22 protein-coding genes are annotated in these 24952 nt (G+C 72.2%); 16 read left to right on the top strand and 6 right to left on the bottom strand.

The window, feature by feature from the left end:
- Positions 1-2: 2 nt before the first annotated feature.
- From ACZ516_RS08805 to ACZ516_RS08775, 7 genes are read left to right on the top strand one after another with little or no spacing between them, the layout of a single operon-like run.
- Complete coding sequence (locus ACZ516_RS08805; protein WP_469009255.1) at positions 3-1028, top strand: NAD-dependent epimerase/dehydratase family protein; 1026 nt, start codon at positions 3-5, stop codon at positions 1026-1028.
- A gap of 17 nt (positions 1029-1045) precedes the next feature.
- Positions 1046-2338 carry a DUF4910 domain-containing protein gene (locus ACZ516_RS08800; protein WP_469009625.1) on the top strand — a complete coding sequence of 431 codons (1293 nt, stop codon included), beginning with the start codon at positions 1046-1048 and terminating at the stop codon, positions 2336-2338.
- The gene (locus ACZ516_RS08795; RefSeq protein WP_469009253.1) at positions 2335-3627 is read left to right on the top strand and encodes a hypothetical protein; all 1293 of its coding nucleotides are present in this window, start codon (positions 2335-2337) and stop codon (positions 3625-3627) included. The genes ACZ516_RS08800 and ACZ516_RS08795 overlap by 4 nt, the downstream gene beginning before the upstream one ends.
- Positions 3624-4571, top strand: coding sequence for a glycosyltransferase family 2 protein (locus ACZ516_RS08790; protein ID WP_469009252.1), 948 nt, complete (start codon positions 3624-3626; stop codon positions 4569-4571). The genes ACZ516_RS08795 and ACZ516_RS08790 overlap by 4 nt, the downstream gene beginning before the upstream one ends.
- On the top strand, positions 4568-5791 hold the full coding sequence (locus ACZ516_RS08785) for a polysaccharide pyruvyl transferase family protein (protein WP_469009250.1): 1224 nt from the start codon (positions 4568-4570) through the stop codon (positions 5789-5791). Before ACZ516_RS08790 ends, ACZ516_RS08785 begins: the two co-directional genes overlap by 4 nt.
- On the top strand, positions 5788-6351 hold the full coding sequence (locus tag ACZ516_RS08780) for a dTDP-4-dehydrorhamnose 3,5-epimerase family protein (RefSeq protein WP_358577646.1): 564 nt from the start codon (positions 5788-5790) through the stop codon (positions 6349-6351). The genes ACZ516_RS08785 and ACZ516_RS08780 overlap by 4 nt, the downstream gene beginning before the upstream one ends.
- Positions 6352-6358: 7 nt before the next feature.
- Positions 6359-7684: a glutamate-1-semialdehyde 2,1-aminomutase gene (locus ACZ516_RS08775; protein WP_469009249.1), complete on the top strand. Its 1326-nt coding sequence runs from the start codon at positions 6359-6361 to the stop codon at positions 7682-7684.
- 114 nt (positions 7685-7798) lie between these two features.
- Here the strand turns inward: ACZ516_RS08775 and ACZ516_RS08770 are convergent, their stop codons facing one another.
- Together ACZ516_RS08770 and ACZ516_RS08765 are read right to left on the bottom strand one after the other, a co-directional pair.
- Positions 7799-8497 carry a phosphatase PAP2 family protein gene (locus ACZ516_RS08770; RefSeq protein WP_469009623.1) on the bottom strand — a complete coding sequence of 233 codons (699 nt, stop codon included), beginning with the start codon at positions 8495-8497 and terminating at the stop codon, positions 7799-7801.
- A 170-nt stretch (positions 8498-8667) separates the two neighbouring features.
- Positions 8668-9240, bottom strand: coding sequence for an ArsR/SmtB family transcription factor (locus ACZ516_RS08765; protein WP_358699760.1), 573 nt, complete (start codon positions 9238-9240; stop codon positions 8668-8670).
- A gap of 76 nt (positions 9241-9316) precedes the next feature.
- Between ACZ516_RS08765 and ACZ516_RS08760 the strand changes: the two genes are divergently transcribed.
- On the top strand, positions 9317-10051 hold the full coding sequence (locus tag ACZ516_RS08760) for a hypothetical protein (protein WP_469009247.1): 735 nt from the start codon (positions 9317-9319) through the stop codon (positions 10049-10051).
- A gap of 139 nt (positions 10052-10190) precedes the next feature.
- Here ACZ516_RS08760 and ACZ516_RS08755 read toward each other — a convergent pair whose 3' ends face one another.
- Positions 10191-11117 carry a cation diffusion facilitator family transporter gene (locus ACZ516_RS08755; protein ID WP_469009246.1) on the bottom strand — a complete coding sequence of 309 codons (927 nt, stop codon included), beginning with the start codon at positions 11115-11117 and terminating at the stop codon, positions 10191-10193.
- Positions 11118-11174: 57 nt separating this feature from the next.
- A complete protein-coding gene (locus ACZ516_RS08750; protein ID WP_358577656.1) occupies positions 11175-12266 on the bottom strand; it encodes a mechanosensitive ion channel family protein in 1092 nt (363 codons plus the stop codon).
- Between the two features lie 370 nt (positions 12267-12636).
- On the opposite strand from ACZ516_RS08750, the gene ACZ516_RS08745 reads away from it, so the two are divergent.
- The 7 genes from ACZ516_RS08745 (at position 12637) to ACZ516_RS08715 (ending at position 20525) form a co-directional block, all read left to right on the top strand.
- On the top strand, positions 12637-13770 hold the full coding sequence (locus ACZ516_RS08745) for an amidinotransferase (protein WP_469009245.1): 1134 nt from the start codon (positions 12637-12639) through the stop codon (positions 13768-13770).
- A gap of 52 nt (positions 13771-13822) precedes the next feature.
- Complete coding sequence (locus ACZ516_RS08740; RefSeq protein WP_469009243.1) at positions 13823-15079, top strand: ABC transporter substrate-binding protein; 1257 nt, start codon at positions 13823-13825, stop codon at positions 15077-15079.
- Positions 15076-16020 (top strand): carbohydrate ABC transporter permease, encoded by a 945-nt coding sequence (locus tag ACZ516_RS08735; protein WP_358577664.1) that lies wholly within the window; start codon positions 15076-15078, stop codon positions 16018-16020. Before ACZ516_RS08740 ends, ACZ516_RS08735 begins: the two co-directional genes overlap by 4 nt.
- The gene (locus tag ACZ516_RS08730) at positions 16013-16852 is read left to right on the top strand and encodes a carbohydrate ABC transporter permease (protein ID WP_469009241.1); all 840 of its coding nucleotides are present in this window, start codon (positions 16013-16015) and stop codon (positions 16850-16852) included. The genes ACZ516_RS08735 and ACZ516_RS08730 overlap by 8 nt, the downstream gene beginning before the upstream one ends.
- A 113-nt stretch (positions 16853-16965) precedes the next feature.
- Positions 16966-18015 carry an aldo/keto reductase gene (locus tag ACZ516_RS08725; RefSeq protein ID WP_469009239.1) on the top strand — a complete coding sequence of 350 codons (1050 nt, stop codon included), beginning with the start codon at positions 16966-16968 and terminating at the stop codon, positions 18013-18015.
- 168 nt (positions 18016-18183) lie between these two features.
- Positions 18184-19530, top strand: coding sequence for a radical SAM protein (locus ACZ516_RS08720; RefSeq protein WP_469009237.1), 1347 nt, complete (start codon positions 18184-18186; stop codon positions 19528-19530).
- 266 nt (positions 19531-19796) lie between these two features.
- A complete protein-coding gene (locus ACZ516_RS08715) occupies positions 19797-20525 on the top strand; it encodes an SDR family NAD(P)-dependent oxidoreductase (protein ID WP_469009235.1) in 729 nt (242 codons plus the stop codon).
- Between the two features lie 52 nt (positions 20526-20577).
- Here the strand turns inward: ACZ516_RS08715 and ACZ516_RS08710 are convergent, their stop codons facing one another.
- Together ACZ516_RS08710 and ACZ516_RS08705 are read right to left on the bottom strand one after the other, a co-directional pair.
- Positions 20578-22104, bottom strand: a complete 1527-nt coding sequence (locus ACZ516_RS08710) for an amino acid permease (protein WP_358583457.1) — start codon at positions 22102-22104, stop codon at positions 20578-20580.
- A 57-nt stretch (positions 22105-22161) separates the two neighbouring features.
- A complete protein-coding gene (locus ACZ516_RS08705; RefSeq protein ID WP_469009233.1) occupies positions 22162-23154 on the bottom strand; it encodes a hypothetical protein in 993 nt (330 codons plus the stop codon).
- A 278-nt stretch (positions 23155-23432) separates the two neighbouring features.
- Between ACZ516_RS08705 and ACZ516_RS08700 the strand changes: the two genes are divergently transcribed.
- Positions 23433-24893 carry an FGGY family carbohydrate kinase gene (locus ACZ516_RS08700; RefSeq protein WP_469009232.1) on the top strand — a complete coding sequence of 487 codons (1461 nt, stop codon included), beginning with the start codon at positions 23433-23435 and terminating at the stop codon, positions 24891-24893.
- Positions 24894-24952 lie beyond the last annotated feature (59 nt).

The following is a 24952-nucleotide window of genomic DNA, read 5'->3' as shown; positions in this document are numbered from 1 at the left end:
CCTTGCGCGTACTACTGACCGGACACCAGGGCTACCTGGGCACCGTCATGGCCCCGGTCCTCGCGGCCGCCGGCCATGACGTCGTCGGCCTCGACTCCGGCCTGTTCGCCGACTGCGTCCTCGGCCCACCGCCCGCGGACCCGCCGGGCCACCGGGTGGACCTGCGCGACGTCACGGCCGAGCACGTCGCCGGCGTCGACGCCGTGATCCACCTGGCCGCACTCTCCAACGACCCCCTCGGCGCGCTGGCACCCGACCTCACCTACGACATCAACCACCACGCGTCCGTACGGCTGGCCCGGCTGGCCCGCGAGGCCGGGGTGCGGCGCTTCCTGTACGCGTCGACCTGCTCGGTCTACGGAGCCGCCGGCGGCGGTGACCTCGTGGGCGAGGACGCCCCGCTGCGCCCCGTGACGCCGTACGCGGAGTCCAAGGTGCGGGTGGAGGACGACCTGCACGCCCTGGCGGACGACGACTTCAGCCCGGTGTTCCTGCGCAACGCCACCGCCTTCGGTTACTCCCCCCGGCTGCGCGCCGACATCGTGCTGAACAACCTGGTGGGCCACGCCCTGCTGTCCGGCGAGGTCCTCGTGCTCTCCGACGGCACGCCCTGGCGCCCGCTGGTGCACGCCGCCGACATCGCCACGGCCTTCACGGCCGCGCTGGAGGCGCCCCGCGAGGCGGTGCACGACCGGGCGTTCAACATCGGCAGCGAGACCAACAACGTCACGGTCGCCGAGATCGCCGAACAGGTCGCGGAGGCGGTGTCCGGTGCCAAGGTGGTGATCACCGGGGAGAACGGCGCCGACCCGCGGTCCTACCGGGTGGACTTCTCCCGGTTCCGCGCCGCGATACCCGGCTTCGCGTGCGCCTGGACGGTCGAGCGCGGCGCGCTCGAACTCGCCGACGCCTACCGGGAGCACGGCCTGACCCGGGAGGCCTTCGAGCAGCGCTTCACGCGGCTCGCCGTCCTGCGCGCGGCGACCGGGGCCGGCACCGTCGACGACACCCTGCGGCGGCGCCGGTGACGGGGCACGGCGAGGAGATGCACGCCCTGGTGGAGCGGCTGTATCCGCTGTGCCGGAGCATCACCGGCGACGGTGTGCGCGCCACCCTGAAGATCGTCGACGAGTACCTGCCGCTCCAGGTCCACGAGGTGCCGACCGGGACGCAGGTGCTCGACTGGACGGTGCCGCAGGAGTGGAACATCCGGGACGCCTACATCGCCGACGCCACGGGCCGCCGCGTCGTCGACTTCGCCGCGTCCAGCCTGCACGTGCTCGGCTACAGCGTGCCGGTGGCGAGGACCATGCCGCTCACCGAGCTGCGGAAGCACCTGCACACCCTCCCGGACCAGCCCACCCTGGTGCCCTACCGCACCAGCTACTACAAGCCGGACTGGGGCTTCTGCCTCTCCCAGGAGGCCCTGGACGCGCTGCCGGACGGCGAGTACGAGGTGCGCGTCGACTCCACCCTCGCCGACGGCCACCTCACCTACGCCGAACACGTCGTGCCCGGCCAGGTCGCCGACGAGGTCATCGTCTCCTGCCACGTCTGCCACCCGTCACTGGCCAACGACAACCTCGCCGGCATCGCCGTCGCGACGTTCCTGGCCAGGGCACTGGCGGCGCGGACGCCCTACTACACCTACCGGTTCATCTTCGCGCCCGGCACCATCGGCGCGATCACCTGGCTGGCCCGCAACAAGGAACGGGTCGAGGGGGCGTCCTTCGACGGGGCGCAGCCGGGAGGGCGGGGGAGGGTCCGGCACGGCCTGGTGCTGGCCTGCGCGGGCGACCGGGGCACCCTGACGTACAAGCAGAGCAGGCGCGGCGACGCGGAGATCGACCGGGTGCTGCGGCACGTACTCGCCACCTCCGAACGCCCGCACGAGATCCGGGAGTTCACCCCCTACGGCTACGACGAGCGGCAGTACTGCTCGCCCGGCTTCGATCTCGGTGTGGGCTCCCTCAGCCGCACGCCGTACGCCGGCTACCCCGAGTACCACACCTCGGCGGACAACCCCGCCTTCGTCTCCCCGGAGGCGATGGCGGACACGCTCGCCGTCTGCCGCGAGGCCTTCGCCGTCCTCGACCGCAACCGCCGCTACCTCAACCTCAGCCCCCACGGCGAACCGCAGCTCGGCCGGCGCGGCCTGTACGACTCGCTCGGCGGCCGCAGCGACGCGCACCACGCCCAGCTGGCCATGCTGTGGGTGCTCAGCCTCTCCGACGGCGAGCACAGCCTGCTGGACATCGCCGAGCGGGCCGCCCTGCCGTTCGACGCCGTCGCCGCCGCGGCCGACGCCCTGCGCGGCGCCGGACTCCTCAAGGCATGACGCCGATGGCCACCGGACGCCGGAGGACGGCGCGGCCCACCGCCAAACGGGCCATGCTCGGCCGGCTGTCCTGGGGCCTTGCCGACCAGGCGGCCTCCAGCATGACCAACTTCGCGGTGGGCATCTACGTCGCCCGCTCCCTGGGCCTTGCCGCGTTCGGCGTGTTCAGCCTGGCCTGGGTGACCTACGGCGTGGTGCTCAGCGTCTCCCGCGGACTCGCCACCGACCCGCTCGTGGTGCGCTTCAGCGGCGTGCCGGACGCGTCCTGGCGAGCGGCGGTGGCCCGCTCGTCGGGCGCCGCGCTCGGAGTCGGGGCCGTCGTCGGCGCGGCCTGCCTGGCGGCCGGGCTCGCTGCCGGCGGCTCCGTGGGGCCCGCCTTCGCCGGCCTCGGCGTCATGCTGCCGGGACTGCTGCTCCAGGACGCCTGGCGGTACTCGTTCTTCGCGGCCGGCGCCGGACGGAAGGCGTTCGTCAACGACCTCGTGTGGGGCGTCGCGCTCATCCCCGCCATGGTGGTGGCCGCCCGCGTGGGCAGCGTGAGCGCCTTCGTGCTCGCCTGGGGCGCCTCCGCCGCCGTCGCCGCGCTCTACGGCTGCTTCCAGTCCGGCATCCGGCCCCGCCCGACCGGGGCCCGCGCATGGCTCCGCGTCCACCACGACCTCGGCTACCGGTACCTGGCCGAGAACGTCAGCACCAGCGGCGCGAGCCAGTTGCGGGCGTACGGCCTCGGCGCGATCGTCGGGGTCGGCGCCGTCGGCACGATCCGGGGCGCCGAACTCCTGCTCGGCCCGTTCCTCGCCATCCTGATGGGCCTGTCGCTGGTCACCGTCGCGGAGGCGGCACGGGTGCTGCGCGCTTCCCCGCACCGCCTCGGCAGGTTCTGCCTCCTGCTGGGCGGCGCGCAGGCCGTCGCCGCGCTGCTCTGGGGCGCGGCGCTGCTCCTCGTACCGGACCGGGCCGGCGAACTGGTGCTCGGCGACGTCTGGAGCTCCGCCTCGCAGCTCATCGTGCCGGCCACGCTCGGCGTCGCGGGCGCCGGCCTCGGCACCGGCGCGGCGGCCGGGCTGCGCGCGCTCGCCGCCGCCCGGCGCAGCCTGCGCGGCCAGCTGTTCGCCTCCGCCTGCTACGTCGTCGGCGGCCTCGGCGGGGCGGCCGTGGCCGGCACGGTCGGCTCCGCCTGGGGCGTGGCCGCCGCGACCGTCGGCGCCTGCGCGGTGTGGTGGCTGCACCTGCGGTCCGCCCTGCGCGAGCGCCACCACAACCCCATCCGTGAAGTGAGGACACCATGAGCGCCCATCCCCGGCTGAGCATCGGCCTGCCCGTGTACAACGGCGAGGAGTATCTCGCCGAGTCGCTCGACGCCCTGCTCGGCCAGACCTACGAGGACTTCGAGCTGGTCATCACCGACAACGCCTCGACCGACGGGACCGAGGACATCTGCCGCAAGTACGCGGCGCGGGACTCCCGCATCCGCTACCTCCGGCTGCCCCGGAACATCGGCGCCGCGCCGAACCACAACTACGTGTTCACCCAGTGCCGCGGCGAACTGTTCAAGTGGGCCTCGCACGACGACCTCTACGCCCGGGACCTGCTGCGGCGCTGCGTCGAGGTGCTGGACGAGCGGCCCGAGGTGGTCCTCGCGCACAGCGGCCAGGCGGTCATCGACGAGGACGGCCGGGTGAAGGTCCCCTACGACTACGGGCTCGCCACCGACTCGCCGCACGCGCCCGAACGCTTCCGCAGCCTGCTGTTCGAGCCCGGCGGCGACGACTTCTACGGAGTGCTGCGGGCCGACGTGCTGCGCCGCGTGAAGCCGCACGACAGTTACCACCACGCGGACCGCACATTCGTCGCCGAGATCACCCTGCACGGGCCCTTCCACCAAGTGCCGGAGCTGCTGTACTTCCGCCGCGACCACCCCACCCGCGCCGAGCGGGCCAACCCCTCCAAGCGCTCCCGGTGCGTCAACCTCGACCCGCGCCGGGCCGGCCCCCTGCACCCGACCCCCCGGCTGCTCGCCGAGTACGTCTGGGGCTTCGCCTCGGCGATCCGGCGGGCGCCGCTGTCGTCGGCCGACCGGCGCGCGTGCTACGGCCACCTGGCCGCGTGGCTGACCAGCCGGGCCCGGCCCGGCGCCGGCGAGCGGGTCGAGGACCGCGCCCCGGTCGACCCCGGCCGGCTCGCCGTCTCCGTGGACGCCCTCGTCGCCGGCCGTGAGGGGAGGCAGGGGTGAGCACTGTCCGCGTCGGCCTCTTCGGCCTGCTCGGCTCCGGCAACCTCGGCAACGACGGATCGCTGGAGGCCGTCCTCGCATACCTGCGCGCCGCACACCCCGAGGCGGTCGTGGACGCGCTGTGCGGCGGGCCCGGGACCGTCACGGCCCGGTACGCGATCCCGGCGACGCGACTGCACTGGTACCGGGGCGAGTACCGCACCGCCTCACGCGCGGGCGCGATCCTGGGGAAGGGCCTCGGCAAAGTCGTGGACGCCGTCCGCACCGCCGCCTGGGTGCGCGGGCACGACGTGGTGATCGTGCCGGGCATGGGCGTCCTGGAGGCCACGCTGCCGCTGCGCCCCTGGGGCTTTCCCTACTCCCTGTTCCTGCTCTGCGCCTCCGGCAGGCTGTTCGGCACCCGGGTCGCGCTCGTCGGCGTCGGCGCCGCCCCCATCGGCAGCCGGGCGACCCGGGCCCTGGTGCGCCGGTCGGCGCGGCTGGCCTCGTACCGCTCGTACCGGGACACCCTGTCCCGCGACGCGATGCGGGCGATGGGCGTGGACACCTCGCGCGACGAGGTCCACCCCGACCTCGCCTTCGCCCTGCCGGCACCGCCCGCGGGCGCACCACCGGCCGGGCCGGGCGTGGTCTGCGTCGGTGTGATGGCCTTTCACGGCGGCGACGACGACCGCGCCCACGCACAGGAGATCCACCGCCGCTACCTCGACGGGACGACCCGGTTCGTGCGCGCGCTGGCCGAGGAGGGCAGACCCGTACGGCTGCTCACCGGCGACGCGTGCGACGCGCCGGTGGTCGCCGCGATCCTCGACGCGGTGGGCTCGCCGCTGGTCACCGCGGCCGGGACGGCCTCGCTCACCGACCTGATGAAGGAGACGGCGGCCGCCGAGAGCGTGGTGGCGACGCGCTACCACAACCTGGTCTGCGCCCTGAAGACCGGCACCCCGACGCTGGCGCTCAGCTACGCGGCCAAGAGCGACGCGCTCATGCACCGGATGGGGCTCGGTGCGTACTGCCACCCGGCCCGCGAGGTCGACGCCGACCGGCTGCTCGGCCAGTTCCGCGACCTGGAGCGGCGGGCGGCGGAGCTGCGCCAGACCCTCACCGAGCGCAACGCCTCCGTCGAGGACCAACTCAAGCACCATTTCGCCGAGTTGGCCGAGGCCCTCTTCCCCGCCACCGACCACGTACAGGGCCACGCCCGGCAGGAGACGCCATGAAAGCGACCGAAGTCCCCCAGATCGCGGGCGCGTTCCTCTTCGAACCGACACCGCACGCCGACGAACGCGGTTTCTTCTGCCGCACCTTCGACGCCGACGTGGTCCGCTCGGTGGGCCTCGACCCGGCCGCCTTCGTCCAGGACAGCGTCTCCCGCTCGGTCCGGGGCGTGGTACGCGGCCTGCACCTGCGCTCCGGTGCCGGCGAGGCCAAGCTGGTGCGGTGCTCGTACGGGCAGATCTTCGACGTCGTCGTGGACCTGCGGCCGAACTCGCCGACCTACCGCGCCCGGGCCTTCTTCGAGCTGTCCGGCGAGACGCAGCGCACCCTGTACGTCCCGGCGGGGTGCGCGCACGGCTTCCAGGCGCTGACCGGGACCGCCGACACCTCGTACCGGATCGACCGCGGGCACGATCCCGCCGAGGACGTCACGATCGCCTTCGACGACCCCGAGCTGGCCATCCCCTGGCCGCTGCCGGCCACGTCGATGTCCCCGCGGGACCGGCGGGCGCCGAGCCTCGCCGAGGTCCTCAAGCAGTTGCGGCACCAGGAAGAGAGCTGAAGTCGGCGTGGAGAGGGAAGAGTTGGACCTGCCCCGGTCGCGAGAGGCGAACGAGCGGCTGCACGCCCTGATCCCCGGCGGGGCGCACACCTACGCCAAGGGCGACGACCAGTACCCCGAGGACCTCGCCCCCGTCATCAGCCACGGCCACGGCGCCCACGTGTGGGACGTCGACGGCAACCGCTACGTCGAATACGGCTCCGGCCTGCGGTCGGTCAGCCTCGGACACGCCCACCCGCGAGTGCTGGAGGCGGTGCGGCGGGAGCTGGACCGCGGCAGCAACTTCGTGCGGCCGTCCATCGTGGAGGTCGAGGCCGCGGAACGCTTCCTGGCCACCGTGCCGACCGCCGAGATGGTGAAGTTCGCGAAGAACGGCTCCGACGCCACCACCGCCGCCGTCCGCCTCGCCCGCGCCGTCACCGGCCGCTCGCGGGTGGCCGTCTGCGCGGACCATCCGTTCTTCTCCGTGGACGACTGGTTCATCGGCACCACGCCGATGTCCGCCGGGATCCCGGCGGCGACCACCGATCTCACCCTGGGCTTCCCGTACGGGGATCTGGCCGCCACCGACGAACTGCTCACCCGGCACGAGGGCGAGGTCGCCTGCCTGATCCTGGAACCCGCCACCCACACCGAGCCCCCGCCGGGGTACCTCGCCGGGCTGCGCGAGCTGGCCGACCGCCACGGCTGCGTCCTGGTCTTCGACGAGATGATCACCGGCCTGCGCTGGTCCGAGGCGGGCGCCCAGGGCCTGTACGGCGTCGTCCCCGACCTGTCCACGTTCGGCAAGGCGCTGGGCAACGGGTTCGCCGTCTCCGCGTTGGCCGGGCGCCGCGACCTCATGGAGCGGGGCGGGCTGCGGGGAGCGGGCGACCGGGTGTTCCTGCTGTCCACCACGCACGGCGCGGAGACGCACTCCCTGGCGGCCGCGACGGCCGTGCTCACCACCTATGTGGAGGAGGGCGTCACCGCGCGGCTGCACGCACTCGGCGAGCGGCTGGCCGCCGGGGTGCGCGACGCGGCGGCCGCCATGGGCGTCGGGGACCACCTCGTCGTGCGGGGGCGGGCCAGCAACCTGGTGTTCGCCACCCTCGACGAGAGCGGCCGGCCGTCGCAGCGGTACCGCACCCTGTTCCTCCGGCACCTTCTCGCGGGCGGGGTGCTGGCGCCGTCGTTCGTGGTGAGCAGCGCGCTCGACGACGCCGACATCGACCACACCGTCGAGGTGGTCGCCCAGGCGTGTGCGGTGTACCGGAAGGCGCTGGACGCCGGAGACCCCACTCCGTGGCTGGCGGGCCGACCGGTGAAGCCGGTGTTCCGGCGCGAGGCGTGAGGTGCCGGGGGTCGGGGGCGGGGTGTCAGGGCGCCGGGGGTGCCGGGGCGTCGTGGTGCGGGGCGCCGGAGTGGGGGAGTGTGGGAGTGTGGGAGTGTGGGAGTGCGGGCGAGGCTACGGCCGCCCGGCGTCGGCCATCCGGTCGTCCGCCGGGTCGCTTCTGCGGTCCGCCATCCGGTCGCTCGCCCGGTCGACCAGCCACGCGGCGGCCGGGGTCACCGCCAGCGCGGTGCAGCAGCCGCCGAGCGTGTCGGTCGGGTAGTGTGCGCCCAGGGCCACCTGCGCCCAGCCCATGGTGCCGCCGGCGACCAGCGCCGCCAGGAGCACGAGCGAGGCGCCACTCCTCCCGCCGTGGCCGAGTCGGCCGGTCGCGAGCAGCGCCAGTGCGAGGGCGAGCGCGGTGAGGAAGGCGGTGTGCCCGCTCGGGTAGGACAGGCTTCCGTCGTGGATGGTGCGGCCGACCAAGGGTTTGAGCAGGGTCGTCGTCCCCACGGTCAGACCGGGGCCGAGGGCGACGAGGACGGCCGCGCGGGGCCACCGGAGCAGCAGGCAGCACAGCACGGCGCCCAGGACGAGCACCGCCGCTCCGACGGGTTCCCCCAGGAAGTCCGTGGCCCCGGCGACGTGCCGCCACGGCGGACGCACGCTGTCCGCCGTCGGCTCGACGACCCACCGGTCCACCCGGCCGGGCTCGCTGTGGCCGGCGTACATCGCCCCGAGCCCGACGACCGCCAAAGCGGCGAGAGCGGCGACCAGTCCGAGCCACGCGCGCAACGAGGGCGGCAGCACCGGGGCCACCGGCCGGCCGGTCACCGGGCCACCGCGCCCGGTCGCTTCCGGCCCCGCTCCGACCAGGCGTTCCAACGCGAGCCCCCTGTCGTGTACTTCACGCACCCTCAGGAATGTCACCCTAACCTGACCGGGAGCACGCCCGGGGGCGCCTCCATCAGGTCAGCCGCCGTCTGCCTCCCTCACTCAGACGGTCAGTCGGCAGGCAGGCCGAACCAGCGCAGGAGCACGGGCCGTGCGTCGGCGGGGGCGTCCTCGGGACCTCGGGCATAGCGCGCGAGCAGGGCCAGATAGTCGTCGTGGAACGCGTCCAGCTCAGCCTTCGTGAGGTGGCTGAGGCTGCGTGACCCCCGCATCCAGCCCTCGGACTCCGCCTGTCCGGCGGTGAACTGCCGGGCGAGCTCGACGTCCTCCTCCATCCGCATCCGGTCCAGCTCGGCCGACATGGCGCGCTCGGCCTCGGTCAGCTCGCCCTGCGGCGGTCTGCGGATGTCGAGCCCGCGGACCCCGCGCCACCAGCGCTCCCGTCCGGTGGAGCGCTCGGGGATGTCCTCGATGAGGCCGCTGCGCTCCAGCATGCGCAGGTGGTAGCTGAGCGTGCCGGTGTTCTCGCCGAGGGCGGCGGCCAGGGTGGTCGAGGTGGCCGGGCCCGCCGTGCCGAGGTGGCGCAGGATGCGCAGCCGCAGGGGATGCGAGAGGGCCTTCAGTGCCGCGGGGCTGTCGACCGTGCGCCGCGCCGCGGCATCCGCTCTCCGCTCTTTCGTCATGCGAGCAGTCTAACGCGAGGACAGAGATTTCTCTGCAGATCTTCCTCTGCAGAGAAATCTCTGCAATGCTGGGTGTATGACCTCGAACCGAATGACCTCGCATCGCGTGTTCCGCCGTATCGCAAGCGCTGCCGCGGGGGCTCTGTTTGCCGGATTCGTCCTGGTCGCCACACCCGCTCAGGCGGTCGAACGGACGGCGGCGCTGCCCGGGTTCGACTTCTCCGTCTGCCCGGCCGCCGATGAGCTGCCCGCCGGCGCGGATCCCGGCACCTGGCGCTGCGAGGTCATGCACGCCACGGGACATCTGCGCATGGGCGCCGTCGACGAGCCGCTCACCGAGCCCATGAAGATCACCTTCGCGGAGGGCCGGGTGGACGGTGAATTCCGCCAGGTCTTCGGCGCGATGACCGCTCTGTCCATCCGGGCGGGAGGCACCCCGTTGACCTTGACCCCACGGTATGGGGGCTACTCGGACTTCCTGTCCGACGAGACCCGGCGCGGCGAGTTCGACCTCACGTTCGCCGTCGGCGCGGCGCACGGGCCACAGGCTCGGCCGTCGTCGCGCTGCTCGGTGGGCAGCGCGGAGGAGGCGGTCCACCTGGTGCTCAAGGACACCCGCCCCACCCGGGTGATATCGAAGGACCCCCTGGTCGTCTCCTTCGCCACCCAGGACGCGGAGTTCGCCGCCCCGGGCACCAGTGGGTGCGGCGTCCTGAGCCACGCGCTCGACCGGGCCCTTGGCCTGCCGTCCGCAGCGGGGAGGAACGCCTTCACCATGGATGTCACGGTGGCCATCCGGTCCTACACGTGAGTCCGACACATGAGTTCTGCACATGAGTGGCCATCCGGTCGGCAAGGGCGCACTGGGGCCACTGCCCGACGCCGGTCCGTGCTCGCCCCGTGCTCGCCCCGTGCCGTCCCGACGACGGCGTACGTCTCCGGAAGGCGGTTCACAGATGCAGCGCCTCTTCCTCCTCGGTGTGCCCCTCCGGCTCCAGCTGGAGCGTCGAGTGCGCCACGTCGAAGTGGCCGGCGACGCACCGCTGGAGGCGGGTGAGGAGTGGTCCGTACCCGTTCGCCAGGGCGGTGTCCGTGACGACCACATGGGCGGTGAGGAGGGGCATCCCCGAGGTGACGGTCCAGCCGTGGAGGTCGTGCACGGCGACGACACCGGGCTCCGCCAGCAGATGGCGCCGCACCTCGCCGAGGTCGACGTCCTGCGGGGTCGCCTCCAGGAGGACGTGGACGGAGTCCCTCAGCAGGCCGTACGCGCGCGGCACGATCAGCAGCCCGATGACGATCGAGGCGATGGGGTCGGCGGCCTGCCACCCCGTGAGCCAGATGACCAGGCCGCCCGCGATCACCGCGAGCGAGCCGAGCGCGTCCCCCAGCACCTCCAGATAGGCGCCGCGCAGATTCAGGCTCTTCTCCTTGGCGTCGCGCAGCAGCCACAGGCCGACCAGATTGGCGAGGAGCCCGCCGACCGCGACCGCGAACATCAGGCCGCCCTCGACCTCCACCGGTTCGCTGAACCGGCCGACCGCCGACCACAGGACCCACCCGAAGACGGCGACGAGGAGCAGCGCGTTCAGGGTCGCCGAGAAGATCTCCACCCGGTAGAACCCGAAGGTGCGGCGCGGTGTGGGGGCGCGCTGGGCGAGGGTGATGGCGCCGAGGGCGAGAGCGACGCCGACCGCATCGGTCAGGCTGTGCGCGGCGTCGGCGAGGAGCGCGAGACTGCCGGACAGGAGGGCGCCGACCACCTGGATGACGGTGATCGAGGCGCTGATGCCGATGGTCCACAGCAGCCGGCCGCGGTACGTCCCGCTGAGCGTGCCGCCCGTCGTCGCGGCGGACGGGCCGTGGTCGTGCCCCATGCCGAGGAGTGGATCACGGGGTCGCGCGGCCCGCCACCGAGCGGTCCGCCGGTCGGCTCAGCGCACGCGGGGCGGCATGGAGAGGTCCCGCTGCTGCGGGATGCCGAGGGGTGGCGGCAGTTCGCCCTGCTGGACGGTGATGGCGCGGGCGGGGGCGGGGACCCTGATGCCCTCGGCGCGGTAGCGCTGGTGCAGGCGCTTGATGAACTCGTGCTTGATCCGGTACTGGTCGCTGAACTCGCCGACGCCGAGGATCACCGTGAAGCTGATCCGCGAGTCCCCGAACGTGTGGAAGCGGACGGCCGCCTCGTGGTCGGGGACGGCGCCCGTGATGTCCTTCATGACCTCGTCCACGACCTCGGTCGTGACGCGCTCGACGTGCTCAAGGTCGCTGTCGTAGGCGACCCCGACCTGCACCGTGATGGACAGTTCCTGCTCGGGGCGGCTGAAGTTGGTCATGTTGGTGCTCGCCAGCTTGGCGTTCGGGATGATCACGAGGTTGTTGGAGAGCTGCCGCACCGTCGTGTTGCGCCAGTTGATGTCGACCACGTAGCCCTCCTCGCCGCTGCTCAGCTGGATGTAGTCACCGGGCTGCACGGTCTTCGCCGCGAGGATGTGGACGCCCGCGAAGAGGTTGGCGAGGGTGTCCTGGAGCGCGAGGGCGACCGCGAGGCCGCCCACCCCGAGGGCGGTGAGCAGGGGCGCGATGGAGATCCCGAGGGTCTGCAGGACGACGAGGAAGCCCATCGCGAGCACGACGACCCGGGTGATGTTCACGAAGATGGTGGCGGAGCCCGCCACCCCGGAGCGGGACTGGGCGAGGGCCCCGACGAGGCCGGTGACGATCCGGGCCGCCGTCAGCGTCGCCGCCAGGATGAGCAGCGCGGTCAGCACCATGGTGACGTTGCGTCCGGTGCGCGGGGTGAGCGGCAGGGCGCCCGCCGCGGCGGCGAGCCCGGCGGTGATGGCCGCGCAGGGCACCAGGGTGCGCAGGGCGTCGACGATGACGTCGTCGCCGCTCCAGCGCGTCCGGCTGGCCCGTTCGCCGAGCCAGCGCAGCAGGGCGCGCAGCAGCAGCCCGGCCGCGACGCCGGCGGCCACCGCGATCCCGGCCATGATCCAGTCGTGCGGTGTGAGCGCTCGGGTCATCGCGTCGCTCCCGTCGTGCGGGGCGAGTGCGCCTGTGTGCGGCGTATGTGATGTGTCGTCACCTTGTGTTACCTGCTCAGGTTCCGGGGGCTCGGTCACGCCGGAACGAAAGGTCCGGCCCGGCGCGGACGTCATCCTGCCCCATCCCTGGTCGGCGGGTGTGCCTGCCCCCACCTGGAGCTTCACGTTTCGGCCGGGTCTGTCAACCGGTCGGCGGCCTCGTGGTGTCGCGTGTGGCGGCGGCATGGATTTCGCGGATGCTGGTACTCGACGCGCCGGCAAACCTCCGAGCGCCCGGCACCGCGCCGGGCGGCGGGAACTCCTCCGAGTCGAGCGCGGCCCCGGTCCCTGCGAGCGGAAGCGGTTGAGGATGACGGTGGTGGACAGGCCCGGAAGCACGGCCGGGGAGCAGACCCGCGAGCCGCTCGTCTCGCCGGTCGCCTCGCACAATGAGTGGGATCCGCTGGAGGAGGTGATCGTCGGCCGTCTCGACGGCGCGACCATCCCCTCCAGCCATCCGGTCGTGGCATGCAACATCCCGCCCTGGGCGGCGCGGCTCCAGGGGCTCGCCGCCGGCTTCGCGTATCCGCGCCGGCTCATCGAACCGGCCCAGCGGGAGCTCGACCAGTTCATCGCCCTCCTGCGGTCCCTCGGCGTCACCGTCACCCGTCCGGACGCGGTCGACCACAAGCGGCGCTTCGCCACCCCCGACTGGTCCTCGCGCGGATTCTGCAACACCTGTCCGCGCGACGGCCTGCTCGTCGTCGGCGACGAGATCATCGAGACCCCGATGGCGTGGCCGTGCCGGTATTTCGAGACACATTCCTACCGCGCGCTCCTCAAGGACTACTTCCGGCGCGGCGCGCGCTGGACATCGGCGCCGAAACCCCAGCTCACCGACGCGCTGTACGAGAAGGACTTCCGCCCGCCGCGCGCCGGCGAGCCCATGCGCTACCTCCTCACCGAGTTCGAGCCGGTGTTCGATGCGGCGGATTTCATGCGCGCGGGCCGCGACCTGTTCGTGACGCGGAGCAACGTCACCAATCAGCTGGGCATCGAATGGTTGCGCCGCCACCTCGGCCCGGCGTACCGCGTCCACGAGATCGAGAGCCGCTGCCGTACGCCCATGCACATCGACACCACCTTCGTCCTGCTCGCGCCGGGGAAGGTGCTGGTCAACCCCGAGTACATCGACGTCGACCGGCTGCCGGACGTGCTCCGCTCCTGGGACGTCCTGATCGCCCCCGAGCCCGACGCGATCGACGGACGCCTGCTCACGATGACCTCGCTGTGCGGCAAATGGCTGAGCATGAACGTGCTGATGATCGACGAGAAGCGGGTCATCGCGGAGCGGCACCACACCGGCATGCTGCGCGCCCTCGAACAGTGGGGGTTCGAACCGATCCCCTGCGACCTGCTCCACTACGCGCCGTTCGGCGGCTCGTTCCACTGCGCCACCCTGGACGTACGGCGCCGGGGCACGCTGGAGTCGTACTTCGACTGACCGGCCGCCGCGGACGCCCGCGCCGGCGACTTCTCGGGAGGCGAGGGCGCGTATGCGCAGAAGGACACTGCTCGGCGGGGCGCTGGCCGCCCCGGTGCTCGCCGCCTGCTCCGGCGGGGGCGACGGCGCGGACGGCGGGGGCGGGACCACACTGTCGTACGGCATGTGGGACCCGGCGCAGGCGCCGGGCATGCGGGAGATCATCGCCGCCTTCGAGAGACGGCACCCCCGGATATCCGTGCGGATCGCCCTCACGCCCTGGGCGAGCTACTGGACGACCCTCAAGACGTCGATGCGCGGCGGCACCGCCCCGGACGTCTTTTGGATGAACGCCGTCAACTTCCAGCTGTACGCGGCGGGCGGCGTCCTCGAACCGCTCTCCGGCCACATCGCGGCCGACGCCACCCCCATGGACCGCCACCCGGACTCCCTGGTGCGCCTCTACGCCCACCACGGCACGCAGTACGGCATTCCCAAGGACTTCGACACCATCGGCCTCTGGTACAACAAGGCGCTCTTCGACAAGGCGGGCATCAAGTACCCCGACGCCGACTGGACGTGGGACGACGTGCGTGCGGCGGCGGCCGAACTCACCGATCCGCGGCGGCGCGTACACGGTTTCGCCGCCGAGATGGACCGGCAGACGAAGATCTATCCGGCCGTCTGCGGCGCCGGCGGTCACATCCTGAAGGACGGCCGCTCCGGCTTCGCCGACGAGCGGTCCATCGAGGGCCTCCGCTTCCTCACCGACATGATCGACCGGGGCTGGTCGCCGCCGCAGAGCGCGATGGTCGAGTCCGTCGGCCGGGTCCGCTACTGGTCGGAGAAGGTCGCCATGAACTACGACCTGTCCGCGATGGCCGGACAGATGTACGCCGTGCCCGCGCTCCGGGACCACGGCGGCATAGCCGTCCTGCCCAAGGGGCGCCGCAGGGCCACCATCATCCACGGCCTCGCGAACGTCATCTCCGCCAAGAGCCGCAAGAAGGAGGCCGCCTGGAAACTCGTGCACTTCATGGCGGGGCGCGAGGCGGCACAGATACAGGCGAAGGCGGGCGTCACCATCTCCAGCCACGAGGGGACACAGGACGCCTGGCTCGCGTCGATGCCCGAATTCGACCTCAAGCACTTCATCGACATGCAGAAGTACGCCGTCCCCTACCCCAGCTCCGAGAACACCGCCGTCTGGGAGAACCTCCAATACCCGCTCCTCGGCGCCGCGTTCAGCGGCAAGGGCGGAATCGAGAGCGCCGCCCGCACCCTGGGTGAACACATGGACCGGGCCCTGAAGGAGGAACGCGCCTCATGAGCGTCTTTCCCGCCACGGCGGCCTCGAAGGCGGCCCGACGCGGCGCCACCGCGTCCGGCGCGCGCCCCACCCCGCGCGGTCAGCGCGCCGCCTATCTCTTCATCGCGCCGCTCGGACTCGGCTTCACCGTCTTCTACTTCTGGCCCCTGCTCCAGACCTTCTACTTCAGCTTCACCGAATTCGGGACGTTCGGCGGTCACACCTTCATCGGCGCCGACAACTACGTCCGCGTGGTGAAGGACGTCACCGTCTGGCAGGCACTCGGCAACACGCTCCTCTACAGCGTCATCGGCCTCACCGCCCTGCCGATCGCGATCGTGGTCGCGTCCCTGCTGAACCGGCGCGGCCTGCGCGGTGTGGCCCTCTACCGCGCCCTGTACTTCGTGCCGTTCGTGACGCTTCCCGTCGCCGTCGGACTGGTCTGGAACTGGCTCTACAACGGCGACTTCGGGCTGCTCAACGACCTCCTCGGTCGCTTCGGCGCCGACCGGCACTACTGGGTGTCCGACCCCTCCACGGCCGTCTACGCCATCGGCGCGGTGATGGTCTGGTCGACCACCGGCTACTACCTGATCATTTTCATGGCGGGCATCAAGGGAATCCCGCGGGACTACTACGAGGCCGCCGAACTCGACGGGGCCGGGCCACTGCGCCGGTTCTTCACCATCACGCTGCCCCTGCTCAGCCCGACCATCTTCTTCGCCTCCGTCATCTGCATGATCAATTCACTGCAGACCTTCGACCTGATCTACATCATGATGGCCGAGAAGAACCCCGCGATCGGCGACACCCAATCCATCGTGGGCCTCTTCTACAAGTGGGCGTTCATCGAGAACGCGCAAGGAGCCGCGGCCGCGCTCGCCTTCCTGCTGATGCTGCTCATCGCCGGCCTGACCTGTCTGCAGTTCCGGCTCCAGAGGCGGTGGGTGCACTATGCCTGACACCCCGGCACGAAGGCGCCGCGCCGGATCCGTCGCCACGCACGCCGTCCTGTCCCTGGGCGCGCTCGTGATGGTCTTCCCCTTCCTCTGGCAGCTCCTCACCGCGCTGAAGACCCTCGCCGAGACCTCTCGGGTGCCACCCACGTTTCTGCCCGACCACTGGAACCGGACGAGCTTCCAAGAGGTGTTCACCGCGCTGCCGTTCCGCGAGATGCTCACCAACAGCGTGCTCAACACCCTCGGCCGCACCCTCGGCCAGCTGGTGTTCTGCTCGCTCGCCGGCTACGCCTTCGCCCGCATGCGCTTTTGGGGCCGCGACGTCCTGTTCGGGCTGTTCCTGTCCGTCCTGATGGTCCCCGGCTCACTGCTCGTCCTCCCGCAGTACGACATCATCCAGCGGCTCGGCCTGCTCAACTCCGCGCCCGCGCTGTTCCTGCCCGGCATGTTCAGCGCCTTCGGCACCTTCATGCTGCGCCAGTTCTTCCTCATGTTGCCGGCGGAACTGGAGGAGGCCGCCCGCATCGACGGCGCGGGCCCCTTCCGCATCTTCTGGTCCGTCATGCTGCCGCTGATCAGGCCCGCCCTCGCCGCGCTCGCCGTCATCACCGCCATGTGGTCCTGGAACGACCTGCTGTGGCCCCTGGTCGTCAACACCGATCCGCAGAAAATGCCGATCAGCGCCGGACTGACCTCCTTGGAGGGCCAGTACGAGACCAACTACCCGGTGATGATGGCCGGTTCACTCATAGCGAGCCTGCCGATGCTGCTCGTCTACGTCTTCCTCCAGCGGCACTTCGTCCAGAGCGTCGCCCTGTCCGGCTCCAAGAGCTGAGCCGCCCCGCCGAAGGTCCGTACTCGCCCTGGGGACTTGCCTTGGAGCGGACTCCAGGTCGTAGGGTCCAGCGCAGCCAAGCAGCCAAGAGGGCGTCGACGAAGGAGAAGCGCATGCGCCACCGCGTTCTGGGCGGGACAGGCATCGAGGTCAGCCCCTACTGCCTCGGCACCATGATGTTCGGGGCCGTCGGCAACGCCGATCACGACGACTGCGTACGGATCGTTCACGCCGCGCTGGACGAGGGCATCAACTTCGTCGACACCGCCGACATGTACTCGGCCGGGGAGTCGGAGACGATCGTCGGCAAAGCGCTCAAGGGCCGGCGCGACGACGTCGTGCTCTCGACCAAGTTCCACTTCCCGATGGGGGAGGGCCCCAACCAGGGCGGCAACTCACGGCGCTGGATCGTGCGGGCCGTGGAGGACAGCCTGCGACGGCTCGGGACGGACTGGATCGACCTCTACCAGGTGCACCGGCCGGACCCCGCCACCGACATCGAGGAGACGCTCTCCGCCCTGACCGACCTGGTGCGCCAGGGCAAGATCAGAGCGTTCGGCTGCTCCACCTTCCCCGCGGAGGAGATCGTCGAGGCGTACCACGTGGCCGACCGCCGCGGCCTCCAGAGGTTCCGCACCGAGCAGCCCCCGTACTCACTGCTGGCCCGGGGCATCGAGAAGCACGTGCTGCCGGTGGCGCAGCGGCTGGGCATGGGAGTGCTCACCTGGAGCCCCCTGGCCTCGGGATTCCTGACCGGCCGCTACCGCAAGGGACAGGCCCTCGACCTGAGCAGCGGACGCCCGACCCTGCACCCGGGCCGCTTCGATCCGGCGGCACCGCTCACCGCGGCGAAGCTGGAGGCCGTCGAGCGGCTCGTCGCCGTGGCCGAGGAGGTGGGCTGCTCCCTGCCGGAGCTGGCGACCGCCTTCCCGCTCGCCCACCCGGCCGTCACCTCGGTGATCATCGGCCCGCGCACCATGGAGCAGCTGCGCGCCACCCTCAAGGGCGCGTCCGTGGCCATGGACGACGCCGCCCTCGACCGGATCGACGAGATCGTGCCGCCCGGCACGGACGTGTACCCGCCGGACGGCGTCTGGGCCCCCCGGTCCCTGACCACCCCGGCGCTCCGCCGGCGCCCGGCGGATTCCCGGCCGACGGCCTGACGCGCGGCCCGACCCGCGGCACAGTCTCGTACGGGCGGGAGGGCATACCGTCCAAAGCCTAGACCCGGGGCGGACGCGGCCCGCGACCGGAGCCGGATCCGCGAAGGGCCGGGCGGGTATTAGCGTGGACGGGACAGATCGACGACAAGGATCCGAGGTGCCCGGCCCATGCCAAGCCGCAGCGAGAGCCGTACTCAGCTCATCGAGTCACTCATGGAGCGGTTCCCGCACGTGCCGCGGGAGGCCGTGATCAAGGAGGACCTGCTGCGCGGCGGCATCGCCTTCGACGAGTCCGCCCTCAGCGACAACGAAGGCGGCGAGGTCAAGCCGAAGTCGTACTTCATCTTCTCCTTCGACCACGGCACCCTCCCCGAGCTGGGCGCCGCCGCGCTGCGCCGCCCGCCCGAGGAGATCGTCCTGACCGGCGGCCCCTACGAGCTGCGCCGCACCGTCGTGTCGGTGCGCGTGAACCCGGCCTCGCCCTACCGGGTCGCCGCCGACGACCACGGCGTGCTCGGCCTCTACCTCGACGGCGTGCGCATCTCCGACGTCGGCCTGCCGCCCATGCCGGACTACTACCGGCACACGCTGGAGAACGGCAAGTCCGTCATGGAGGTGGCGCCCACCATCCAGTGGGGCTACCTCATCTATCTGACGGTCTTCCGGGTCTGCCAGTACTTCGGCGCCAAGGAGGAGTGCCAGTACTGTGACATCAACCACAACTGGCGCCAGCACAAGGCGGCGGGCCGCCCCTACACGGGCGTCAAGCCGGTGGAGGAGGTCCTGGAGGCCCTCGCCATCATCGACAAGTACGACACCAACAAGTCCTCCACCGCGTACACGCTGACCGGGGGCGCCATCACCTCGCAGATCGGCGGCAAGGACGAGGCGGACTTCTACGGGCAGTACGCCAAGGCCATCGAGGAGCGCTTCCCCGGCCGCTGGATCGGCAAGGTCGTCGCGCAGGCCCTGCCCAAGGCGGACGTGCGGCGCTTCCACGACTACGGCGTGCGGATCTACCACCCCAACTACGAGGTGTGGGACCCCTATCTCTTCGAGCGGTACTGCCCCGGCAAGGAGCGCTACGTCGGCCGCGACGAGTGGCACCGGCGCATCCTGGACTCCGCGGAGGTCTTCGGGCCGCGCAACGTGATCCCGAACTTCGTCGCGGGCGTGGAGATGGCCGAGCCGTTCGGCTTCAAGACGGTCGACGAGGCGATCGACTCCACCGTCGAGGGCCTGCAGTACTTCATGTCGCGGGGCATCACGCCCCGGTTCACCACGTGGTGTCCGGAGCCGACGACGCCGCTCGGCAAGGCGAATCCTCAGGGGGCGCCGTTGGAGTACCACGTGCGGCTTCTTGAGGCGTACCGGGCGACGATGGAGGCCAACGGGCTCTCCTCGCCGCCCGGGTACGGGCCGGCCGGGCCCGGCAACGCGGTCTTCTCCGTCAGCTCCTTCATGGACAGCCTCCCCGCGGACCAGGCGGCCCCCGAAGACACCCTCGCTCCCTGAACTTCCGGCGCCCCGAACCCCGGCCCTGACCGCCGCTTCGCGGCGATATCTCCCACCCACCCACCCGTTTGCCCCGCGTCGAGCAGCTAGGACCAAGACTTGGGGTGCCCCGAGGAATCCGACGCGGAGCAACGGGTGGGTGGGTGGGAAAACACCGCCGCGGAGCGGCGCCCAGACCCCGCCCCACCACCCCGGCGGACCCACGGTCCGCCCCGCCGCTCGCCGCGAAGCGGCGCCAGTAACCCACCCCCCCGACCGGAGGTCCCATGCAGAGCCCCGTAACCGTCATAACCGGCGGCAGCCGCGGCATCGGCGCCGCCATCGGCGGCCGGCTCGCCGGGGACGGGCACGACGTCGTCATCGGATACCGCTCGGACGACGCCGCCGCCCAGAAAACCGCCGAGGCACTCCGCACGGCCGGACGCCGCTGCCTGACCGTGCGCGTCGACACCGCCGACGAGGGCGACGTCGACCGCCTCTTCGACGCCGCCGCCGAGCTCGGCCCCGTCACGGGGCTGGTCAACAACGCGGGGGTCAGCGGCCCCGTCGGCCCCCTCGCGGAGGCCGACGCCGAGGGGATGCGCCGCGCGCTGGAGGTGAACGTACTCGGCTATCTGCTCTGCGCCCGGCGCGCGGTGCGGGACCTGAAGGCGCACGGCGGCGGCGCGATCGTGAACATCTCCTCCGCCGCCGCGACGCTCGGCTCGCCGGGGGAGTACGTCCACTACGCCGCCGCGAAGGGCGCCGTCGACACCATGACGATCGGCCTGGCCAAGGAGGTCGCCGCGGACGGCATCCGCGTCAACGCCGTCGCCCCCGGTGTCATCTGGACCGACTTCCACGCCGATCCGGAGCGCCCCGCGAAGCTCGCCCCGGGCATCCCGATGGGCCGCTCGGGGCAGCCCGCGGAGGTCGCCGCGGCCGTCTCGTGGCTGCTCTCGGCCGACGCCTCGTACACGACCGGCACGATCCTGCGCGTCGCCGGCGGCCGCTGACCCACCCCGCGGCGCGAGCCCCGGCCACGGGAACCACGCCGGGCAGGGCGCCTCAGACGATGCCCTCGGCGACCTCGGCCTGCTCGCGGTCCGAGCCGTACGCCTGAGGCGTGCTGTAGGAGCGGCGCGCCACGAACCACCACACGGTGGCCAGGATCAGCACCACGGCCAGCGCGATCGACGCGTAGTTCATCGTCTCGGCCGTCACCGGCGAGGTCTGCGGCAGACAGAACAGGACGGTCACGAACGCCACCCAGACCACCGCGATCCAGCCGATGGGCCTGCTCCAGCGGCCGAGGTTCCACGGCCCGGGCCGGAAGCGGTCGCCGGCGCGCAGCCGCAGGAAGATCGGAATGGCGTAGGCCGGCGTGATGCCGATGACGTTGATGGCGGTCACGGCGGTGTACGCGGTCGTGGAGTACAGCGAGGGCAGCGCGATCACGGCGGCCAGGCCCACCGAGAGCCACACGGCGGGCACCGGCACCTGGGTGCGGGAGCTGACCTTGCGCCACAGCGCGGAGCCGGGCAGCGCGTTGTCGCGGGAGAACGCGAACACCATGCGGCTCGCCGCCGCCGTCTCGGCGTTGCCGCAGAAGAGCTGGGCCACGATCACGATGAACAGCAGCGCCGTCGCACCGGACTCGCCCAGCGCGTCGATCATGATCTGGGCGGGCGGCACACCGGTGTCCGTCTTCAGCGTGCCCGCGTAGTCCTGGATGGCGAAGGTGAGCCCGGCGAGCAGCACGAACCCGGCGATCCACGACGCCCAGATGGCGCGCACGATGCCGCGCGCCGCCGTCACCGACGCGTTGGAGGTCTCCTCGGACAGGTGGGCGGAGGCGTCGTACCCGGAGAAGGTGTACTGGGCGAGGAGCAGGCCGATCGCCGTGACGTAGAGCGGGTTGTCCCAGCCGGTGCCGTCGTTGTACATGGTCAGGACGTCCGACACCGACTGGTGGTGGTCCGGCACGAGGGCGAGCGCGCCGACGATCACGGTGACACCGGCCAGGTGCCACCACACGCTGATGGAGTTGAGCAGGCTCACCAGGCGTACGTTGAACAGGTTCAGGACGGCGTGCAGCAGCAGGATGCACAGGAAGATCAGGAAGGTCTTCTCGGCAGTCGGCGTGAAGCCGAACCGCAGGTTCAGGAACGCCCCGGTGAACAGCGCGGCGCCGTAGTCGATGCCGGCGATCGCGCCGAGCAGCCCGAGCAGGTTCAGCCAGCCGGTGTACCAGCCCCAGCGGCGCCCGCCGAGCCGGTCGGCCATGTAGTACAGGGCCCCCGACGTCGGGTACGCGCTGGTGACCTCGGCGAGCGCGAGACCCACGCAGAGCACGAAGAGGCCGACACCGGCCCAGCCCCAGAGCATCACGGCCGGGCCGCCGGTGACCATCCCGAAGCCGTACAGCGTCATGCAGCCGGACAGGATGGAGATGACGGAGAAGCTGATGGCGAAGTTGCCGAAACCGCCCATGCGGCGGGCCAGGACGGGCTGGTAGCCGAGTTCCCTGAGTCTTTCCTCCTCGTCCTGGCGTGGCGCGGGGACGGTGCTCGACGACCAGGTGGTGCGGGACACGGATGGACCTCCGGATGGGGGAGCGGGGAGCGGGGCGGGGCGGGGGCGCGCGGTTGCCTAGCCGGGTGCGCGGGAGGCCGCGAAGCTGCGGACGCGGGCCTGGACGAAGACCTCGGCGGCCGCGTCCGTGTCCTGCGGGGAGTGCGTGCGGTACGTCCACGGCGCGACGGTGAAGAAGGGGTCGAGCGCCTCGAACACCCGGGCCGCGTCGTGGAACTGGTGCGCGCCCCACAGCGCGTGCGCCAGGTGGTTGAGGTCCAGGAGCGAGGTCGCCGTGGGCAGCGCGTGGTCGAACCACAGGTGCAGGGCGCGCAGCGCGCCGCGCGTCGCGTCCTCCGAGATCCAGTGCAGGTCGAGCGCCCGTTCGTGGCCGGCCTCCCTGCGGTAGCGCTCGACCCGTACGTACAGGGGCAGCAGATGCAGCGGCGAACCGGCCGGGGCCGCCGCCGACGCCCACTGCACGAAGTTGTACGCCTCGGTGAGCGGGCCCTGGGCCCGGCGCCCGTACACGAACTGGAGCATCCGGTGGTAGGCCTCGCGGTTGCCGGGGTCCCGCTTGTCGGCCTCGGCCAGCAGCTGCCAGGGGCCGGGGAAGAGCATCGGCTCCGGGGGCGCCAGCCGGTGCTCGTCCCACCGCTGGCCCTCGTCCAGCTGGGCCAGGGCCAGCAGGCAGACCCACGGCACGGGGTCCTCCGGCGACAGGGAGGACGCGGCGGCGCACGCGGCGACGGCGTCACGCCACAGGTCGTTGGTCCGCCGGTGCCCGGCCCGGTGGGCGCGCAGGGCCCGCTCCACCAGGACACGGGCGTGCAGGACGGCCGCCGACGCGCTGTGCGGCTCCTCGGCGCGCCAGGCGCGCACCACGTCGGAACCGGCGACGGCGGCCGCCAGTATCTGCGTGCGCTGCGTCCACAGTCCCCAGTCGGGCGTCTCGGTCAGCAGGTTGCGCGTGGAGACCCAGCGACCCGCCTTGAGGTCCTGGAGCACCGCGCGCAACGGTTCGTCGTGGCCCGCCGGGTGGTACACCGGACGGCCTAACGGCATCGGCATGAGTCCTCTGTTGGGGGAAGAGGGCGAAGGAGGCGTGTACGTGTCGGTTCGGCAGGGGCGTGGGTGAAGAGGGTGTCGGGCAAGGGGCTGCGGTGAAGGGGGTGTTGATGATGTTGTTCGGCGGACAGTGTAGATGCGGCCCTCCCCTGTGCAGGGCACTTCCCGCATCTTTTGCGATCGGCTTCTGTCAACACGGCGCGCCGCGCGCTCATTTACCGCCGTTACCTGATCGCTCCGGTCCCTTGACGCCCTCCGTCCCCCTGTAGCAGGCTTCCGCGGTGATCACCTATGAGCGGCCTTCGGCGCGGCCCGTGCTCGCCGTCGACCAGGGCACCTCCGGGACGAAGGCCCTCGTGGTCTGCCCGGAGCGCGGCGTGATCGGCTCCGGCACCGCCGAGGTGCGCCCCCGCCACCTGCCCGGCGGCCTCGTGGAGGTCGACCCCGCCGAGCTGCTCACCTCCGTGGTCGACGCCGGCCGGCGGGCGCTGGCCGAGGCGGGCGAACCGGTCGCCGCCGTCGGCCTCGCCAACCAGGGCGAGACCGTCCTGGCCTGGGACCCCGACTCCGGGCGGCCGCTGACCACGGCCCTCGTCTGGCAGGACCGCCGCGCCGCCTCGCTCTGCGCGGAACTGGCCGAGCACGCCGAGGAGTTGCGCCACCTCACCGGCCTGCCGCTCGACCCCTACTTCGCCGCTCCCAAGATGGCGTGGATACGTCGCCACCTCACCCGGCGGGGAGTGGTCACGACCAGCGACGCCTGGCTCGTCCACCGGCTCACCGGCGCCTTCGTCACCGACGCCGCCACGGCGGGCCGCACCCAGCTCCTCGACCTCGACGACGTCACCTGGTCACCGCGCGCGCTGGAGCTCTACGGCCTCACCGAGGAACACCTGCCCCGCGTCGTCGACGCCGCCGGCCCCGTCGGCACCACCACCGCCTTCGGCCCCGAGATCCCGCTCACCGGGCTCCTCGTCGACCAGCAGGCCGCACTCCTCGCCCAGCGCGTGACCGAGCCGGGCAGCGCCAAGTGCACCTACGGCACCGGGGCGTTCCTGCTCGCCCAGACCGGAGGACGGCCCCGGCGCGGGGACTCCGGTCTGGTCAGCTGCGTCGCCTGGCGGCTGGACGGGAAGACCGACTACTGCCTCGACGGGCAGGTCTACACCGCCGCGTCCGCCGTCCGCTGGCTCACCGACCTCGGTGTGATCGGCGGCGCCGAGGACATCGACCCCGTGGGCGGTGCCGTCCCGGACGCGGGCGGCGTCACCTTCGTACCCGCGCTCGCCGGGCTCGCGGCCCCCTGGTGGCGCGGCGACCTGCGCGGCTCGCTGACCGGGCTCGGCCTGGACACGGGCGCCGGGCACGTGGTCCGCGCCCTGTGCGAGGGTATCGCCGCCCAGGTCGCCTCGCTCGCCGACGCGGTGGCGGCGGACCTGGGCGGGCCCCTGACGAGCCTGCGGGTCGACGGCGGCCTGACGCGCTCGACGCTGCTCATGCAGACCCAGGCCGATCTGCTCCAACTCCCGGTCGAGGTGTCGGCGTTGCCCGACGTCACCGCGCTCGGCGTGGCCGCGCTCGCCCGTATCGGCCTGGACCCCGCGCTCCCGGTCGCCGAGGCTGCCCCCGCCTGGCGGCCCGCCGCCATCTACGAGCCAAGGATCGGCCCGGACGAGGCCGCCGCACGCCTCGCGGACTTCCGTTCGGCCGTGGCGGCGCTGATGGAACGCGCGCCGTCATGAGCGGGGGTGAGGCCGTGGCCGACGACTGGAGCGCCGGCCGGGTGCTGAGGAGCGGCGCG

Source organism: Streptomyces sp. NPDC034037 (assembly GCF_055575715.1).
The sequence above is the reverse complement of the archived record's forward strand: the minus strand, read 5'-3'. Positions and strand labels throughout refer to the sequence as shown.

Excerpts from the sequence above, each read along its gene's own strand:
- ACZ516_RS08715 (WP_469009235.1), top strand. The coding sequence starts at position 19,797 with ATGCAGAGCCCCGTAACCGTCATAACCGGCGGCAGCCGCGGCATCGGC.
- ACZ516_RS08795 (WP_469009253.1), top strand. The coding sequence starts at position 2,335 with ATGACGCCGATGGCCACCGGACGCCGGAGGACGGCGCGGCCCACCGCC.
- ACZ516_RS08755 (WP_469009246.1), bottom strand. The coding sequence starts at position 11,117 with ATGGGGCACGACCACGGCCCGTCCGCCGCGACGACGGGCGGCACGCTC.
- ACZ516_RS08765 (WP_358699760.1), bottom strand. The coding sequence starts at position 9,240 with ATGACGAAAGAGCGGAGAGCGGATGCCGCGGCGCGGCGCACGGTCGAC.
- ACZ516_RS08735 (WP_358577664.1), top strand. The coding sequence starts at position 15,076 with ATGAGCGTCTTTCCCGCCACGGCGGCCTCGAAGGCGGCCCGACGCGGC.
- ACZ516_RS08705 (WP_469009233.1), bottom strand. The coding sequence starts at position 23,154 with ATGCCGATGCCGTTAGGCCGTCCGGTGTACCACCCGGCGGGCCACGAC.
- ACZ516_RS08740 (WP_469009243.1), top strand. The coding sequence starts at position 13,823 with ATGCGCAGAAGGACACTGCTCGGCGGGGCGCTGGCCGCCCCGGTGCTC.
- ACZ516_RS08730 (WP_469009241.1), top strand. The coding sequence starts at position 16,013 with ATGCCTGACACCCCGGCACGAAGGCGCCGCGCCGGATCCGTCGCCACG.
- ACZ516_RS08720 (WP_469009237.1), top strand. The coding sequence starts at position 18,184 with ATGCCAAGCCGCAGCGAGAGCCGTACTCAGCTCATCGAGTCACTCATG.
- ACZ516_RS08745 (WP_469009245.1), top strand. The coding sequence starts at position 12,637 with ATGACGGTGGTGGACAGGCCCGGAAGCACGGCCGGGGAGCAGACCCGC.
- ACZ516_RS08800 (WP_469009625.1), top strand. The coding sequence starts at position 1,046 with ATGCACGCCCTGGTGGAGCGGCTGTATCCGCTGTGCCGGAGCATCACC.
- ACZ516_RS08790 (WP_469009252.1), top strand. The coding sequence starts at position 3,624 with ATGAGCGCCCATCCCCGGCTGAGCATCGGCCTGCCCGTGTACAACGGC.
- ACZ516_RS08750 (WP_358577656.1), bottom strand. The coding sequence starts at position 12,266 with ATGACCCGAGCGCTCACACCGCACGACTGGATCATGGCCGGGATCGCG.
- ACZ516_RS08780 (WP_358577646.1), top strand. The coding sequence starts at position 5,788 with ATGAAAGCGACCGAAGTCCCCCAGATCGCGGGCGCGTTCCTCTTCGAA.
- ACZ516_RS08760 (WP_469009247.1), top strand. The coding sequence starts at position 9,317 with ATGACCTCGAACCGAATGACCTCGCATCGCGTGTTCCGCCGTATCGCA.
- ACZ516_RS08725 (WP_469009239.1), top strand. The coding sequence starts at position 16,966 with ATGCGCCACCGCGTTCTGGGCGGGACAGGCATCGAGGTCAGCCCCTAC.